Origin of the sequence: Streptomyces venezuelae (assembly GCF_008642355.1) — a bacterium.
In the GTDB taxonomy this organism is placed as follows: domain Bacteria; phylum Actinomycetota; class Actinomycetes; order Streptomycetales; family Streptomycetaceae; genus Streptomyces; species Streptomyces venezuelae_B.
The window spans coordinates 7,629,742-7,648,526 of the sequence record NZ_CP029193.1 but is presented as its reverse complement, the minus strand read 5'-3'; the positions used below and the strand labels follow the sequence as shown (position 1 = coordinate 7,648,526).

Annotated in this window: 4 protein-coding genes and 1 pseudogene; all 5 read right to left on the bottom strand. The window is 72.5% G+C overall.

The window, feature by feature from the left end; genetic code table 11:
• Nucleotides 1-32: 32 nt before the first annotated feature.
• Complete coding sequence (locus DEJ47_RS34475) at nt 33-12,110, bottom strand: non-ribosomal peptide synthetase (RefSeq protein WP_150175047.1); 12,078 nt, start codon at nt 12,108-12,110, stop codon at nt 33-35.
• Entirely contained in the window at nt 12,110-14,053 is a 1,944-nt protein-coding gene (locus DEJ47_RS37470) for a condensation domain-containing protein (protein ID WP_150175046.1), read from the bottom strand. Before DEJ47_RS37470 ends, DEJ47_RS34475 begins: the two co-directional genes overlap by 1 nt.
• Nucleotides 14,054-14,103: 50 nt before the next feature.
• Complete coding sequence (locus tag DEJ47_RS37215; protein WP_263398933.1) at nt 14,104-15,870, bottom strand: condensation domain-containing protein; 1,767 nt, start codon at nt 15,868-15,870, stop codon at nt 14,104-14,106.
• A gap of 105 nt (nt 15,871-15,975) precedes the next feature.
• Nucleotides 15,976-17,115 (bottom strand): annotated as a pseudogene (locus tag DEJ47_RS37725) (amino acid adenylation domain-containing protein); the annotation flags it as partial.
• Nucleotides 17,070-18,773 carry a condensation domain-containing protein gene (locus DEJ47_RS37720; protein WP_411757270.1) on the bottom strand — a complete coding sequence of 568 codons (1,704 nt, stop codon included), beginning with the start codon at nt 18,771-18,773 and terminating at the stop codon, nt 17,070-17,072. The gene DEJ47_RS37720 and the pseudogene DEJ47_RS37725, both read right to left, overlap by 46 nt.
• Between the last annotated feature and the right edge of the window lie 12 nt (nt 18,774-18,785).

Genomic DNA, 18,785 nt, shown 5'->3' with positions numbered 1-18,785 from the left:
CCTGGGCCTGTCGGCCACGGCTTCTATGGCATCTATGGCTGCTCGCCCGCGAATCCGGCTTCGAGCTCCTCGATCTGGTGCTGTGCGAGGTCGAGGAGGCGGAAGTCGGACGGGGTGTGTCCGCCTGCCGCGGGGTCGGCGGTGTGGTCCGCGAGGCCGGCCAGCATGTCCAGCCAGTCCCGGCCGAGCCGTTCGGCGTCGGCTTCGTCGAGCAGCCGGCTCGCCCAGCTCAGGGTGATCGTCAGTACGGGTCCTTCGGCGGTGTCCCTGACCACCGCGCCGGCGTCCAGTGCGTGGGTGGCGGGCATGTCCGGGTCGACCGAGCCGCCGATGGCGGTGTCGCCGGCCATCTCCCACGGGCCGGGCGAGCCCGGGGCGCGGCCTGCGCCTGCGGCTGTGCCTGTGGCGAACCGGCCCAGGTAGTTGAAGCCGATCTGTGCCGTGGGCGCTGCCTCGAACTCGGCGCGTGTCGCGGAGTTGAGGTGACGCAGCAGTTCGTGGCCGAGTCCGTCGCCGGGCACCGCCCGCGCCTGCTCCTTGACGGCCTTCACCAAGGTACCGGCAGCGACACCGCCGGCCCTAGCGCCGTCCAGGTCGACGCCGGTCACGTCGAGCCGTACCGGCCGGACGCTGGTGAACCAGCCGACCGTCCGCAACAGGTCGACTCCGTCGAGGGGTTGGCGTCCGTGGCTCTCGATGTCGACCAGGAGCCCGGGGGCAGCGGCGTCCGGGCGTGTGCGGGCGACCGCCCCGGCGAGGGCGGCGAGCAGCACGTCGTCGACGCCGCAGTGGTAGGCGGCGGTCGTGCGTCCCACGAGCGTGGCGGCGTGCTCGGTCGGCAGGGTCCAGGAGCGGTGACGCAGGGTGCGGACGGTGTCGACTCCGGAATCCAGCTCGCGCGCCGCGACCCGCTGTTGTGTCTCTCCCAGCAGAGTCAGCCACTCCTCAGCCTCGGCGACGCGGTGTGCGTCGACCGCTTGGGCGGCAAGGAGCTCCGCCCAGCGCCGGAACGAGGTCCCGACGGGTTCGAGATGCGGCTCCCGCCCCGCGGCCACGGCTTCGCACGCCACCCGCAGGTCGGGCACGAGGACACGCCACGACACGCCGTCGACGACGAGGTGGTGCACGACGAGGACCAGCCGTCCGGTGCGATCGCCCCCGGCGTCGACCCACACGGCACGCGCCAGGACGCCACCAGCGGGATCGAGCCGCTGCGCGGCCTCTCGGGCGGCTCGGGCGGCGACGGTGTCCAGGGAAGGGGTGGCGGGGGTCGTGGTGTCGTCCCCTGGTGAGTCCGGATGCGTCGCGTCCCCGGGCGAGTCCGGATGCGTCGCGTCCCCGGATAGGTGGAGGGTCGTCGCGTCGACGCGGGAGACCAGGGCCTTCGCGTCGAGCGAGCCCCGCTCGCCGACGATGAGCTTCCGCTCGCCGGGCACCGTGCGGGCCCGCAGCATGTCGTGCGTGTCGAGGACGGTGGCAAGGCCCGTGGCCAGCGTGTCGAGGCCCAGTCCTGCCGGGGCGCCGACGACCACCCACTGCGCGAAGCCTGGGCTGGTGGCCCGTTCGCCCAGCGCGTGCATCACGGGGGTCCAGGGCACCTCGCCGACGCCGATGTCGTCGGGCGCCGCGGCCGGTTCCGCCGTCTCCGCGACCTGCGCGAGCCGTTCCGGGGTCTTCTCCTCGAACACCTGCCGTGAGGTCAGCACGAGCCCGGCGCCGCGCGCCCGCGAGGCGAGCTGCATCGACATGATCGAGTCGCCGCCCAGCTCGAAGAAGCTGTCGCCGACACCGACCCGTTCCAGGCCGAGCACCTCCGCGAACAGGTCGCACAGCGCACGCTCGGTCGCCGTGCGCGGGGCGCGTCCCGTGACCCGTTCGGCGAAGTCGGGTGCGGGAAGCGCGGCCCGGTCCACCTTCCCGTTCGGGGTCAGCGGCAGCCGCTCCAGGGGGACGAACGCGGCGGGGACCATGTACTCCGGCAGGCGGTCGCGTACGTATGCGGCGAGGCCGGGGGGCTCCGAGGCGCCGGGGGACGCTTCCGCGGCGACGCCCACGCCGACGTACGCGATCAGCCGGTGCGCGTCCTCGGCGCGGTCACGGCGCGCCACGACCACGGCCTGTGTCACGTCCGGGTGCGCTGCCAGCACGGCCTCGATCTCTCCGGGCTCGACGCGATGCCCCCGGATCTTGACCTGGTCGTCGGCGCGTCCGGCGAAGACCAGCTCGCCCTCATCGGTCCACCGGGCCACGTCACCGGTGCGGTACATCCGCTCGCCCGCCCCGAACGGGCAGGCCACGAAGCGCTGCGCGGACAGTCCCGGGCGCGCCAGGTACCCGCGGGCGAGCCCCGCCCCGGCCACGTACAGCTCACCCGTGACACCGGGCGGCACGGGCAGCAGGAAGTCGTCCAGGACGAAGACCCGCGTGTTCGCCATCGGCCGCCCCAGGGGCACGATGTCGCGTCCCGGGGCCAGCGGCTCGCTCATCGCGGCGCAGACCGTCGTCTCCGTCGGCCCGTACGCGTTGACCATGCGCCGCCCGGACGACCACCGGTCGACCAGGCCGGGCGGGCAGGCCTCGCCGGCCACCACAAGGGTTTCGAGGGTGTCCGGCAGCGCGTCCTCGGCCGCCAGGACGCTCGGCGGCACGGTGACGTGGGTCGTGCGCGACGCGTGCAGAGCGGCGTCCAGCGACACCCGCGGCGGCAGTTCGTCGGCCGGGGCGAGGATCAGCGTGCCGCCCGAGAGCAGCGCCATGCACAGCTCGGAGACGGCCGCATCGAAGCTGAGCGACGCGAACTGCAGGACGCGCGAGTCCGCCCGCACACCGAAGCGGTCGATCTGGGCACGCGCGAGGTTCCGCAGTCCGGCGTGGGTGACGGTGACGCCCTTGGGGGTGCCGGTGGAACCGGAGGTGTAGATGACGTACGCGGCATGCGCGGCCGACAACGCCCCCAGCCGCTCCCCGCCCTGCACCGGTCCGGGAGCGCACCCGGAAATCTCCGCCGCCACCACCGGGTCATCCACCACCACGACCCGACCCGCAAACCCCTCCGGCACCACACCCCGCGACCCCACCGAGCACACCACCACCGCAGGACCCACATCACGAAGCACAAACCCCACCCGCTCCGCCGGATAACCCGCATCCACCGGAACGAACACACCCCCCGCCAACGACACCCCCAACAACGCCACCACCAACGACACGGACCGCTCACCCACCACAGCCACCCGCACCTCAGGCCCCACACCCAACCCCACCAAATACCGCGCCAGACGGCCCGCCTCCGCCCCCAACTCCCGGTACGTCAAACGGGTCTCGCCCGCCTCCAGGGCGACCGCGTCCGGCGACGCCTCCACCTGGCGGCCGAACAGCTCAGGGAGCGGCACCCCCGCAGCCAGCACCTCCGCAGTTTGCGCCTCCGTGGCGTTCCACGCGTGTACGACCGTCTCGCGCGCGGCGGTGTCCGCCACGTCCAACTGCCCGACCGGGGCCTGCGGGTCGGCGACGAGTTGCTCGAGGATCCGTATCAGTGACGCGATCATCTGCTCGGCGCGTGCGCGGTCGCACACGTCCGGGCGGTGGACGAAGTCGCCCTGCATGGGCGTGCCCGGCGACACGACGAAGGTCAGCGGGTAGTGACCCATGTCCTGTGGCGCGCCCGCGGGACGGACCGTGAGGGAAGCGGGCGTCGCGTCGTCGGAGGGTGGGTGGGGGTAGTTCTCGTAGACCACGAGCGTGTCGAACTCCGCGCCGGGCCCGGCGAGTCGACGGATCTCCGAAAGCCCCATGTGCTGATGGGCCATCAGAGCGACCTGACGCTGCTGGAGTTCGGCCAGCATCTCCGCAACGGGTTGCCGGGCATCGAGTCGTACGCGCACCGGCAACGTGTTGATGAAGAGGCCGATCGCCGACTCCGCGCCCGGCAGATCGGTGGGCCGCCCCGCCACGGTCGCGCCGAACACCACGTCGGCACGTCCGGCGAGACGCGCGAGCAGCAGGGCCCACGCGCCCTGCACCAGGGTGTTCACCGTCAGCCCACGGTCACGGGCGAGCGCGGAGACACCCCGTGACAGTTCCTCGGGGAAGGCGAACCGCACCCGCTCGGGGACAACCGGCACGCGCACCGCGTCCGACGGCACGACGAGGGTCGGCTCGTCCAGGCCGTCGAGCTCCGCGCGCCAGGCCTGCCGTGCCACGTCGCCGTCCTGCCGGCCGAGCCAGGCGAGGTACTCACGGTAGGACGTCGCCGCCGGGAGGTCCCGTTCGTCGCCGCCCGTGGCCAGCGCCTCGTACACGGCGGTCAGGTCGCCGATGAGAACAGGCAGGGACCAGCCGTCCATGATGAGGTGGTGGCTGGTGATGACCAGGCGGTGCCGGTGCTCGGCGAGCCGGATCAGGAGCAGCCGCACCAGCGGCGGCCGGGTGACGTCGATCCGCTGCGCCCGCTCGCGTTCGGCGAGACGCTCGGTCTCGGTGCGCGCTTCGGCGGGCCCGAGGTGGGTCACGTCCGCTTCGCACCACGGCAGTTCGACGTCGCTGCCCACGATCTGCACCGCCTCGCCCGAGGTGAGGCGGTGGAAGCTCGCACGGAGGGTCGGATGCCGGCGCAGCATCGCCTGCCAGGCCGCGCGGAGCCGGTCGGCGTCCAGCGGCCCGTCCAGCTCCAGGGCCCGCTGCCCTTCGTAGACGTCGGGTCCGCTGTCGTCGTACGTGGCGTGGAAGAGCATTCCCTCCTGCAGCGGCGACAGGGGCCATACGTCGGCCGGGCCGGGCACCAGGGTCTCCAGCTCCTCCACGTCGGCCTGCGTCAGGGCGGTACCGAGGAGCGGGAAGTCGGCCGGGGTGTGGCCGCCCGCGGTGGCGTCGTCGACGGTGTGCCCGACGAGGCCGCCCAGCATCGCCGCCCAGGTGCTGCCGAGCCGCTCGGCCTCCGCGGTCGGCACGAGGTCGCCCGCCCAGCTCAGGGTGAGCGTCAGCTCGGGTCCTTCGGGGGTGTCACGGACGGCGGCGTTCGCTTCCAGGGTGTGGTGGAGGGGCATGTCCGGGGGGACGGTGCCGCCGATGGCGGTGTCGCCGGTCAGCTGCCAGGCGGCTTCGGCCCCGGAGGCACGTACCGGTGCCGTGAACCGGCCCATGTAGTTGAAGCCGATCTCGGGAGCGGGCCGGGCCCGGAGTACGGGTGCGGTCCGCGGGTTGAGGTGGCGCAGCAGCTCGTAGCCCAGTCCGTCACCGCCCGGGACCGCACGCAGCTGCTCCTTGACCGCTTTGAGCAACGCGCCCGCCGCAGGACCGCCGTCGAGGACTTGGGCGAGATCGATCCCGGACGCGTTCGTCCGCACCGGGTGCGCGCTGGTGAACCAGCCCACCGTACGCGACAGATCCACACCGCCGTCCGCGCCCAACGGCTCACGGCCGTGACCCTCCACATCGATCAGGAGCCCTGAGATGGCTTCCCGCCGCCCATGCGCGACCGCGCCGGTCAAAGCCGCCAACAGGACGTCGTCGACACCGCAGTGGAACGCGACCGGCACCCTGCCGAGCAGCGCCTGGGCCTGCTCCGACGGCACGACCCAGGAACTCCGACGCAGGGTACGGGCCGTGTCGACAGCCGGGTCCAACGCTCGTCGCGCCAAAGGCTTTACGTCGTCTCCCAGGAAGGCCAGCCAGTCCTGGAGTTCCGCGACTCGGTGCTCGCCGGTGGCGTCCGCGGCCAGCAGCTCGGCCCAGCGCCGGAACGACGTGCCCACCGGATCCAGCTCCGGCACCCGCCCCTCGGCCACCGCCTCGCACGCCGCCCGCAGATCCGGCACCAGCACCCGCCACGACACGCCATCCACCACCAAGTGGTGCACCAGGACGATGAGTTGACCGGGACGTTCGAGCCCTGCGTCCACCCAGACGACCCGCACCATCTCGCCACGCGCCGGATCGAGTCGTCCGGCGGCGTCGCGGGCGAGCTCGCCCACATCCACAGCGCCACGCGACGCATCCACGCGCTCGATCAGCCCCTCCACACCGACCGCACCCGGCTCCTCGACGACCAACCGCAACTCACCCGGCACCACACGGGCCCGCAACATGTCATGCCGATCCAGCACCGCGCCCAAGCCCGCCGCCAGAACCTCCGGACGCAACCCCGCCGGAGTGCCCAGCACCACCCACTGCGCGAATTGCGCACTCGTGACGCGCTCCCCCAACGCCCGCATGACCGGCGTCCACGGCACCACACCCGTACCGACATCGACGACCGGCGCGGCGTCGGACTCCGCCGTCTCCGCGACCATCGCCAGCCGTTCCGCGGTCTTCTCCTCGAACACCTGGCGGGGCGTGAGGATCAAGCCCGCCTGGCGTGCGCGCGAGGCCAACTGCATGGAGCTGATGGAGTCCCCGCCCAGCTCGAAGAACCCGTCCTCGACACCGACCCGCTCCAGCCCCAACACCTCGGCGAACAGCACACACAGCACCCGCTCGGCATCGGTACGCGGCTCACGGCCCATGACCCGCGCGGCGACGTCCGGCGCGGGAAGCGCAGACCGGTCCACCTTCCCGTTCACCGTCAGCGGCAGCGTCTCTAGAACCACGACGCAGGCGGGCCGCATGTAGTCGGGCAGCACCTGCGCCAGGTGCTCCTGCACGGACTGGATCTCCAGATCCCCGGCCTCGGCCCCGGCCTCGGCCTCGGGCACGACATACCCGACGAGCCGCTTGTCCCCGGGCCGGTCCTCACGCACGACCACGGCGGCCTGCCGCACCCCGGGATGCCCGGCAAGGACCGCCTCGACCTCACCCGGCTCCACCCGGAACCCACGCACCTTCACCTGCTCATCCGCACGCCCCACGAACAACAACTCACCGTCCGCCGTCCACCGCACCAGATCCCCCGTGCGATACATGCGCTCCCCACCACCACCCGCCAACGCGAACGGACACGCCACGAACCGCCCGGCCGAAAGACCCGGCCGACCCAGATACCCGCGCGCCAGGCCGGGTCCCATGACATACAGCTCGCCCTCGGTGCCCGGCCCGACCGGTTTCAGGAAGTCGTCGAGCACGTACGCCCGGGTGTTGATCAGCGGGCGGCCGACCGGCACGGGTCCGTCCCCCCGCACCTCACCCTGCCCCTGCCCCCGTCCGGGGCGCAGTGGCTCGCTCATGGCCGCGCAGACGGTCACCTCGGTGGGGCCGTAGGCGTTGACGAGGCGGCGGTCCGACCAGCGACGCGCGAGGCGGGGCGGGCACTCCTCACCCGCCACCACCAGCGTCTCCACGGTGTCCGGCAGCGCGTCGACGGTTCCCAGGACGGACGGCGGCACGGTCATGTGCGTGATGCCGAACTCGGCGGCGACCTCGTCCAACGAGCCGTGCGGAGGCAGCCGTTCGCCGTCGACCACGACGAGTGCCGCGCCGGACAGCAGCGCCATGCACATTTCGGAGACCGCGGCGTCGAAGCTCCAGGAGGCCAGTTGCAGGACGCGTGAGTCCGGGCGTACGGCGAAGCGCTCGATCTGGCCGTTGGCGAGGTTGGCGATGCCGCCGTGCGTGACGACGACACCCTTGGGTGTGCCCGTCGAACCGGACGTGTAGATGACGTACGCGGCGTCCGACACGTGGCAGGCACCGGGCACGCCCGGCCGGGGCGGTTGAGCAGGGAGGCGGAGAGCCCCCTCGGGGACAGAGTCCGGGGCGTCGTAGACCCAGCGTCCGGGCCCCGACTGCGTCGCCGGGACCACCGGCTCCGTCACGGTCGTGCACACCACGAGCGCGGGTTCCGCGTCGGCGAGGACGTGCGCGATGCGCTCGGCCGGATAGGCCGGGGCGACCGGCACGAACGCCGCTCCGGCCCGTGCCACGCCCAGGAGCACCGCGACCACGTCGACGGAGCGTTCCATGACCACGCCGACCAGGTCGCCCCTGCCCACGCCGCGTGCCAGCAGGCCGTGTGCCACGCGGTCGGCGGCGCGGGCGAGTTCCGCGTAGGTCCACTGCCGGTCCGCGCCGATCACGGCCGGTGCGTCGGGGCTGCGGCGTGCCTGCGCGTCGAACAGTTCGCCCAGCGTTCCGGCTTCGACCGGCCGGTCCGTGTCGTTCCACCGCTCCACGACGGCGGTGCGTTCGGCCGTCGCCAGGACGTCGATGTCGCCGACCCGCAGCGTCGGGTCGGCCGCGATCTGTTCGAGGACGCGCGTCAGTTGCCGTCCCACCTGGAGGGCGCGCTGTCCGTCGAACACGTCGGGCCGGTAGGTCACGCGGACCTCGATGCGGTCGTCGGGGACGACGCCGATGGCCAGGGGGTAGTGCGTGCCGGCCTGGCTGCTGAGCTGGGTGAGCGTGACCGGGGAGGCGGAACCGGGGAGGCGTGAGGTGTTCCGGGGATAGTTCTCGACCATCAGCATCGTGTCGAAGACGGCGCCGGGTCCACCGAGCGCCTGGATCTCGGCGAGGCCCGTGTGCTGATGAGGCATCAGAGCGGTTTGGCGTTCCTGGAGTCGTGCGAGAAGGGTCAGGACGGGTTCCCGCGCGTCCAGCCGTACGCGCACCGGCAACGTGTTGATGAACAGACCGATCATCGACTCGACGCCGGGGATCTCCGGTGGGCGCCCCGCCACGGTCGTGCCGAACACGACGTCCGTGCGCCGCGCGAGCCGCGCGAGGACCAGCGCCCAGGCACCCTGGACGAAGGTGTTGACGGTCAGCCCGTGCGCGCGGGCCAGTGCGGTGAGGGCGCGCGTGGCCCTGCCGGAGAGTCGCACGGAGCGTTCCTCGGACAGGACGAGGCCGTCGGGCAGGTCCGCCGGCGCCACGAGGGTCGGCTCGTCGGTCCCGGCGAGCTCGGCCCGCCAGGCGTCCCGTGCCGCCTCCTTGCCCTGCCGGTGCAGCCAGGCGAGGTAGTCCCCGTAGGAGGCGGGCCTGTCCGGTGCGGCGGCGCCGTCCGCCGCGTAGAGCGCCGAGACCTCGTTGAGCATGAGGGGCGTCGACCAGCCGTCGGCCACGATGTGGTGGCTGGTGACGACGAGCCGGTGCTGTTCCGCGCCGAGGCGGATGAGAACGAGGCGCAGGAGCGGGGCGGCCGTCAGGTCCAGGCGTTGTGCCGCTTCGTTCCCGGCGAGGCGTTCGGCCTCGGCCAGCGCCTCGTCCGACGGGAGGTGTGTCACGTCGAATTCGGTCCAGGGCAGTTGTACGTTCCGGGCCACGACCTGCACGGCTTCGCCGGAGGTGAGGCGGTGGAAACCGGCGCGCAGCGCGTCGTGCCTCGCGACCAGCGTTTCCCAGGCCGCCCGTAGGCGCCGGGCGTCGAGCGGTCCGTCGACGGCGAGCACGCGCTGGCTCTGGTAGGCGTCCGGGCCCTCCGCGTCATACGTGGCGTGGAACAGCATGCCTTCTTGCAGCGGTGACAGCGGCCATACGTCGGCCGGCTCCCGCACCGCCGCCTCCACCCTGTCCACATCGTCTTGTGTGAGAGCGGCGGCGCCGAGCAGCGGGAAGTCGGAGGGGGTGTGCCCGCCTGCGTGGGGGTCGTCCGTCGCGTGAGTGGCCAGACCGTTCAGCATGGCGGCCCAGGTGCCGCCGAGCCGCTCCGCCGCGTCCTGCGTCAGTACGCCGTCGGGCCAGCTCAGCCGCAGTTCCAGTTCGGGGCGACCTTCGGGCGTCTCACGGACGGTGACGTTCGCCTCCAGGGTGTGGTGGAGGGGCATGTCCGGGGGGACGGTGCCGCCGATGGCGGTCTCGCCGGTCAGCTGCCAGGCGGCATCGGCCCCGGAGGCACGTACCGGTGCCGTGAACCGGCCCATGTAGTTGAAGCCGATCTCGGGAGCGGGCCGGGCCCGGAGCACGGGTGCGGTCCGCGGGTTGAGGTGGCGCAGCAGCTCGTAGCCCAGTCCGTCACCGCCCGGGACCGCACGCAGCTGCTCCTTGACCGCTTTGAGCAGCGCGCCCGCCGCAGGACCGCCGTCGAGGACTTGGGCGAGATCGATCCCGGACGCGTTCGTCCGCACCGGGTGCGCGCTGGTGAACCAGCCCACCGTACGCGACAGATCCACACCGCCGTCCGCGCCCAACGGCTCACGGCCGTGACCCTCCACATCGATCAAGAGCCCTGACATGCTTTCCGGCCGCCCATGCGCGACCGCCCCCGTCAGAGCAGCAAGCAGGACATCGTCGACACCGCAGTGGAACGCGGTCGGCACCCTGCCCAGCAGCACTTCGGCCTGCTCCGACCGGACCACCCACGACCGCTGCCGCAAGATCGCCACCGTGTCGACGTGCGGGTCCACCTCCCGCTCTCCCAGCACATGTTGTGACTCTCCGAGCAGTTCCACCCATCCGTCGACTTCCGCGGCCCGCTCCTCCCCCAGGGCCTCCGCGGCCAGCAGCTCGGCCCAGCGCCGGAACGACGTGCCCACCGGATCCAGCTCCGGCACCCGCCCCTCGGCCACCGCCTCACACGCCGCCCGCAGATCCGGCACCAGCACCCGCCACGACACGCCATCCACCACCAAGTGGTGCAATACGAGAGCCAGTTGGCCCGGTCGGCCGGGCCCGGCATCCGCCCAGACGACCCGCACCATCTCCCCGCGCGCCGGATCGAGCCGTCCAGCAGCCACACGAGCCAGCTCGCCCACATCCACAGCGCCGCCCGACGCATCCACGCGCTCGATCAGCCCCTCCACACCGACCGCACCCGGCTCCTCGACGACCAACCGAAACTCACCCGGCACCACACGGGCCCGCAACATGTCATGCCGATCCAGCACCGCACGCAGACCCGCCGCCAGAACCTCCGGACGCAACCCCGCCGGAGTGCCCAGCACCACCCACTGCGCGAACCCCGGCCACGCCGCCCTCTCCCCCAACGCCCGCATGACCGGCGTCCACGGCACCACACCCGTACCGACATCGGCGACCGGCGCGACCTCACGCCCCACCGCCTCCGCGACCGACGCCAGCCGCTCGACGGTCTTCTCCTCGAACACCTGCCGGGGTGTGACGACGAGCCCCGCGCGGCGCGCCCTCGACGCCAGCTGCATGGAGCTGATGGAGTCCCCGCCCAGCTCGAAGAACCCGTCCTCGACACCGACCCGCTCCAGCCCCAACACCTCGGCGAACACCGCACACAGCACCCGCTCGGCATCGGTACGCGGCTCACGGCCCATGACCCGCGCGGCGAAGTCCGGCGCGGGAAGCGCAGACCGGTCCACCTTCCCGTTGACCGTCAGCGGCAGCTCGTCCAGCACCACCACGGCCGTCGGCACCATGTACTCCGGCAGCCGCTCCGCCACATACGCCCGCAGCGCCCCGGCCTCCACCTCACGTCCGCCGCTGTCCGGCACCACGTACCCGACCAACCGCTTCTCGCCACCCGACACGTCCTGCCGGGCCACCACCACCGCCTGCCCCACCGCCCCATGCCCGGCAAGCACCGACTCGACCTCACCCAACTCGACCCGGAACCCACGCACCTTCACCTGCTCATCCGCACGCCCCACGAACAACAACTCACCGTCCGCCGTCCACCGCACCAGATCCCCCGTGCGATACATGCGCTCCCCACCACCACCCGCCAACGCGAACGGACACGCCACGAACCGCCCGGCCGAAAGACCCGGCCGACCCAGGTAGCCATGTGCGAGACCGGTCCCGGCGAGGTAGAGCTCGCCCGTCGTTCCGGGCGGGACGGGGCGGAGGAAGGCGTCCAGGACGTAGGCGTGGCGGTTGGGCAGCGGACGGCCGATGGGCAGGGCGTCGTCCATCGGCGCACCCGGCGACAGGTGGTGTGTGGTCGCGCAGAGGGTGATCTCCGTCGGCCCGTACAAATGCCGCACCGCCACCCCAGGACAAGCCCCACGCACCCGCGCCACCGCACCCGCCGGCACCACATCCCCACCCGTCAACACCTCACGCAGACCGGCAAAACACCCCGGAAACTCCTCCGCCAACACCCGAAACACACCCGCCGTCACATGCACCACCGACACACCCACACCAACAGCCGACCGAACACCCCCCGCATCCACCACACCCGCACCCGCCACAACCACCCGGCCACCCGCCACCAACGGCACCCACACCTCGAACAACGACACATCAAACGCATGCGGCGCATGCATCAACACCGCATCACCAGCACCCACCGACCAACCCGAACCCCCACCAGACCCGCCACCGCCCCATGCGGCACCACCACACCCTTCGGCACCCCCGACGACCCCGACGTGTACATCACATACGCCACATCACCCCCACCCACCCACACCCCAGGACCATCCGCACGACACCCGGCGAGGACAGAAGTGGTCTCCGGGTCATCCACCACCACGCGTCGGCCACCGGCCGCGTCCTCCGGGACGGACCCGCTCGTGAGCCGGGTGCACACCACCGCAGCGGGCGCCGAGTCCTGCAACAGAAACGCGACCCGCTCCGCCGGATACTCCACATCCACCGGCACGAACGCCGCCCCCGCCCGCCACACCGCCAGCAACGCCACGATCAGGTCGGCCGAACGCTCCATCGCCACCGCGACGCGGTCCCCGCGCCGCACCCCGACGTGCGTCAGATGCCGCGCGAGGCGTGCGGCGGAGTCCTCCAACTCCGCGTACGACAGGGATCGTTCGCCGTCCGTCACGGCGACCGCGGCAGGTGTGCGGCGCGTCTGGCGGGCGAGCAGTTCCGGCACCGACCCGGCCGTCACCGGCCTCCGGGTCGCGTTCCACTCCTCGACGACCAGTGACCGTTCGGTCTCCCCGGCCACGTCGACGCGGCCCACCGGTGCCGACGGGTCCGCCACCACCTGTTCGAGGACGCGTGTCAACCGGTCGACGACCGACCGGGCGTCGGCGCGGTCGTAGAGATCGGGGCGGTGGTCGAGCTTGAAGCCCATGCGGTCGCCCTCGGGGGCGACGACGAGCGTCAGCGGGTAGTGCGCCGCCTCCTCGCCGCCGAGGAAGCGGATGGCGAAGGTGTCGGGCGCGGGCTCCCGTTCCGGGGGCCGCGGGTAGTTCTCGTACACGATGATCGTGTCGAAGACCGATCCGAGACCGGCGAGCCGCTGGATCTCGGGCAGTCCGAGGTGCTGGTGGGCCATGAGGCCGGCCTGGCGCCGCTGCAGGGCGGTGAGCATCTCCGCCACGGGCTGCGCGCCGTCGAGACGTACGCGGACCGGGAGCGTGTTGATGAACAGGCCGATCATCGCTTCCACGCCGGGCAGTTCGGCAGGGCGGCCCGCCGCCGTCGCACCGAACACGACGTCCGTGCGCCCGGCGAGGCGGGCGAGGACCAGTGCCCACGCTCCCTGGATCACGGTGTTCACGGTGACCCCGAGCTTGCGGGCCAGCTGCGCGAGGCCCGCGGTCAGTTCCTCGGAGAGGTAGGTGATCAGGCTCTCCGGGGCGACGGGGGCCCGGCCCGGGTCGGCCGGTGCCACCAGGGTCGGCTCGTCGGCCCCGGCGAGCTCGGCCCGCCAGGCGTCCCGCGCAGCCTCCTTGTCCTGGCGGTTCAGCCAGGCCAGGTACTCACGGTAGGACGTCACGCGCGGCAGGGCACGCGTATGGCCTCCCTCCGCGTACACGGCGGGGAGCTCGTTGAAGAGCACGGCCATGGACCAGCCGTCCATGACGACGTGATGGCTGGTGACGACCAGGCGGTGCCGCGCGTCGCCGAGCCGGACGAGGAGAAGCCGCAGCAAGGGGGCGACCGCCGGGTCGAAGCGCCGTGCGCGTTCGTCCGCGGCCAGCCGGTCGGTCTCGGCGAGCGCCTCGTCCTCCGCGAGACCGGAGACGTCCATGACCCGCCAGGGCAGTTCCGCCTCGCGCGCGATGACCTGCACGGCCTCGCCGGACTTGCGGCCACGGAAGCTCGCCCGCAGCGCGCCGTGCCTGGCCAGCAGCGCCTCCCACGTCCTGCGCAGGCGGTCCGTGTCCAGGGGGCCGACCAGCTCCAGCATGCGCTGCCCCTGGTAGACGTCCGGTCCCCGGTCGTCGAAGGCCGCGTGGAACAGGAGGCCTTCCTGCAACGGCGACAGCGGCCAGACGTCCTCGACTACGGAGCGGGTCATCGTCTCTGTCTCCTCAGTGGGCCGGGTCACGGGGGGGGATGACGGGTGGGTCAGGAGGGTTCCGGGCCCGCGGTCGGGCCCGGTGTCCCCTCGAATTCGTCGACTTCGTCCTGCGCCAGATCGAGGAGGGGGAAGTCGGAGGGCGTGTGGCCGCCCGAGGCGGGTGCGTCGGTGTGGGCGGCCAGGCCGCCCAGGAGCTCCAGCCAGGTCCGGCCGAGCTCCGCGGCCTCGTCGTCCGTCACGAGGTGCGCGGGCCGACTGAGGGTGAGCGTGAGTTCCGGCCGTCCTCCTCCCGGGGCGTCCTGGACCATCGCGCCCGCGTCCACGAGGTGCCGCAGTGGCGTGTCGGGGTCGGACGAGCCGCCGATGGCCGTCTCGCCCCGCACCTGCCAGGCGCCGTCCGCCGAGGATGCGCGTACGTCGGACGCGAACCGTCCCATGTAGTTGAAGCCGATGTCCGGGGCAGGACGGGTACGGAGTACGGGTGCGGTCCGCGGGTTCAGGTGGCGCAGAAGCTCGTAGCCGAGCCCGTCGCCGCCCGGGAGCGCGCGCAGCTGCTCCTTGACCGACTTCAGGAGCGCGCCCGCCGCGGGGCCGCCCGCTCGGGCCTCGACGAGGTCGATCCCCGAGGTGTCCAGGCGGACGGGGTGGGTGGCGGCGAACCAGCCGACCGTGCGCGACAGGTCCACGTCATGCCCGCCTAACGGTTCGCGGCCGTGCCCCTCGACGTCGACCAGGAGGCCCGCGGCCGCCTCGGGCCGCCAGTGCGCGACCGCACCGGCCAGGGCGGCCAGCAGGATGTCGTCGACTCCGCAGTGGAACGCGGTCGGCGTCCTGTTCAGCAGCGTCTCCGTCTGCTCGGGCGGCACCGTCCAGGTGTGCCGGCGCAGGGTGCCGACCGTGTCGACGCACGAGTCCAGCTCCCGCCGTGCGAGCTGGGCCCGGGTTCCGGCCTCGCCGAGCAGGTGCAGCCAGCCGTCGAGTTCCGCGACCCGCTTCTCCGTCACGGCCTCCGCGGCCAGCAGCTCGGCCCAGCGCCGGAACGACGCGCCCACCGGATCCAGCTCCGGCACCCGCCCCTCGGCCGCCGCCTCGCACGCCACCCGCAGATCCGGCACCAGCACCCGCCACGACACGCCGTCCACCACCAAGTGGTGCGCGACGAAAACGAGTTGCCCGACCCGCTCGGGCCCCGTGTCCACCCACACCGCCCGCACCATCGCTCCGGACACCGGATCCAGTCGCCCCGCCGCGTCCCCCGCGGCACGCTCCGTCAGCTCCCGCACCGTTTCGGCCCCGGCCCTCACCGCGTCCACGCGCGACACCAGCGAAGCCGCGTCGACCGAACCACGCTCCCCCACCGTGAACCGCGCCTCGCCGGGAACGGTCCGGGCCCGCAGCATGTCGTGCGTGTCCAGCACGGCCGAGAGGCCCGCCGCCAGAATGTCCGCTCCGAGACCGCCCGGCACCGCCAGCACCACCCACTGCGCGAACCCCGGCCGCGCCGCCCGCTCCCCCGACGCCCGCATGACCGGCGTCCACGGCACGTCGCCCACGCCGATGTCCACCGCCGTGCGTGCCTCGTCGGTCCGCCGCACGACGGCCGCGATGCCTTCCGGCGTCTTCTCCTCGAACACCTGCCGGGGTGTGACGACGAGCCCCGCGCGGCGCGCCCGCGACGCCAACTGCATGGAGCTGATGGAGTCACCGCCCAGCTCGAAGAACCCGTCCTCGACACCGACCCGCTCCAGCCCCAACACCTCGGCGAACAGCACACACAGCACCCGCTCGACATCGGTACGCGGCTCACGGCCCATGACCCGCGCGGCGAAGTCCGGCGCGGGAAGCGCAGACCGGTCCACCTTCCCGTTCACCGTCAGCGGCAGCGTCTCCAGGACCACGACGGAGGCGGGCCGCATGTAGTCGGGCAGCGCCTGCGCCAGGTGCTCCTGCACGGACTGGATCTCCAGATCCCCGGCCTCGGCCCCGGCCTCGGCCTCGGGCACGACATACCCGACGAGCCGCTTGTCCCCGGGCCGGTCCTCACGCACGACCACGGCGGCCTGCCGCACCCCGGGATGCCCGGCAAGGACCGCCTCGACCTCACCCGGCTCCACCCGGAACCCACGCACCTTCACCTGCTCATCCGCACGCCCCACAAACGACAACCGCCCATCGGTCGTCCACCGCGCCAGGTCCCCGGTGCGGTACATGCGCTCCCCGCCACCCCCCTCGGCGAACGGGCACGCCACGAACCGCTCAGCCGTAAGCTCCGGCCGCCCCACATACCCCCGGGCGACACCGGGTCCGGCGACGTACAGCTCCCCCGTCGCCCCGACCGGCACCGGGTGCAGGAAACCGTCAAGGACGTACGTCCGCACGTTGCCCAACGGGCGCCCGATGGGCGGCGGTTCGCCGGTCGGCCGGGTCGTGGCGTCCACCGGCCCCGCCGTGGCCATCACGGTGGCTTCGGTCGGGCCGTAGGTGTTCCATACCTGCGCCTGCGGCGCCCACCGGCTCGCCAGTTCCCCCGTCAACAGCTCGGCTCCGAGCACCCAGTTACGTACGCCGGAGACCGTGGCCGGGTCCAGGACGCTCAGCAGGGACGGCACGACGCTGGCCGTCGTGACGCCGGTCGACTCGATCATGTCCGCGAGCGCGGAGGGTTCGGTCCGCTCGTCGGCGGAGGCGATCGCCAGCGTGCCGCCCCCGGACAGCGTCGCCGCAACATCCAGCACCGCCGCGTCGAAACTGAACGACGCGAACTGCAACACCGAAACACCCACACCCACACCCAGCACCGGACGCATCGCCGCCGCCAAATTGGCCACACCACCGTGCGCGACCGCCACACCCTTGGGACGACCCGTCGAACCCGACGTATAGATCACATACGCGAGTTGATCCGCAGAAAGCCGTACGTCGAGGAGGGCGTCGGAGGAGTCGATCTGTTCCTGGTCCAGCAGCACGACCCGCGCGTCGCCGACCGCCACCCCCGCCAGACCCTCGCCCGCGCTCACAACGACCCGCGCACCACTGTCGGCCACCATGAACGACAACCGGTCAGCCGGATACTCCGGATCCAGCGGAACGAACGCACCGCCCGCCTTCCACACCGCCAACTCCCCACCACCATGCCCACCCCACGCGGCAGACACAGCCCCACACACGACTCCGGACCCACCCCCAACCCCACCAAACACCGGGCCAACCCGTTCGCCCTCGCCTCCAACTCCCCGTACGACACAACCTCTTCACCACACCGCATCGCCACCGCATCAGGTGAACGGGCTGCCCAGTGCTCGAAGTCGTGCAGGACGGAGGTGCCCGGCAGCGGACGGTGCGTGTCGTTCCACGTACGGACGACGCGTTCGCGCTCCGGTGTGTCCAGGACGTCGATGCGGGCCGTCGGTGTCGTCGGGTCGGTCGCGATCTGCCGGAGGACGCGGATGAGGCGTCGGCCCAGCTCGGCGGCCTGCTCCTGGGGGATGAGGTCCGGCCGGGACGTGACGTGCACGTGGAGGTGGCGGTCGGTGGCGAGGATGCCGAGGGTCACCGGGTAGTTGGTCGCCTGGTGGCCCGCCGAGGCGGTGAAGGCGGGGAGGTCGGGGGTGGTCGGGCGGGCGGGCGGCGTGGGGTAGTTCTCGTAGACCACGAGGGTGTCGAAGACAGCTCCCGGGCCGGCGAGCTTCTGGATCTCCGCCAGGCCGAGGTGCTGGTGGGCGATGAGGGCGGACTGGCGCTCCTGTAGGCCGCTCAGCAGCTCGGCGACGGGCTGCGCGCCGTCGAGGCGTACGCGCACCGGCAGCGTGTTGATCAGCAGGCCGATCATCGACTCCACGCCGGGAAGTTCCGCGGGGCGGCCCGCTACGGTCGCGCCGAAGACGACGTCCGTGCGTCCGGTGAGGCGGGCGAGCACCAGGGCCCACGCGCCCTGCACCAGCGTGTTCACGGTGAGTCCATGGGCGCGGCCCGTCTCCGTCAGGGCCCGCGTGTCGTCCTCGGACAGGCGCAGGGGTGTCTCCTCCGGCAGGACGAGCGCGCCGCTCGGGTCCGCGGGTGCCACGAGCGTCGGCTCGTCGGCTCCGGCCAGCTCCGCACGCCATGCCGTGCGCGCGGCCTCCTTGTCCTGGCGTCCCAGCCACGCCAGGTACTCACCGTAGGAGGCCGCGCGCTTCAGTACGGGCGGGCCGCCGCCCGCCTCGTACACCTGTGAGAGCTCGTTCAGGAGGACCGGCATCGACCAGCCGTCCATCAGGAGGTGGTGGGAGGTCACGACGAGGCGGTGCCGTTCCGTGCCGAGGCGGAGCAGGAGGAGGCGGAGCAGCGGGGGGACGGTCAGGTCCAGGCGCTGGGCACGTTCCTGGGCGGCGAGCTTCTCCGCCCGGTCGGTCATGTCCTGCTCGGTCATGCCCTGGCTGGTCGCGTTCTGGCCGGTCGTGTGCTGCGGCTCGGTGAGGTCCGTGAGGTCGACCTCGCGCCAGGGCAGCGGCACGTTGCGGGTGATGAGCTGTACCGCCTCGCCGGACTTCCTGCGGTGGAAGCTGGCCCGCAGTGCCGCGTGCCGGTCGAGGAGCGTCTTCCAGGAGGCGCGAAGCCGGTCCGGGTCCAGGGGTCCTGTCACGTCCAGGAGGAACTGGACGGCGTAGACGTCGGGGCCCCGGTCGTCGAAGTCCGCGTGGAACAGCAGCCCTTCCTGCAGTGGCGACAGGGGCCACACCTCGGCCAGGGC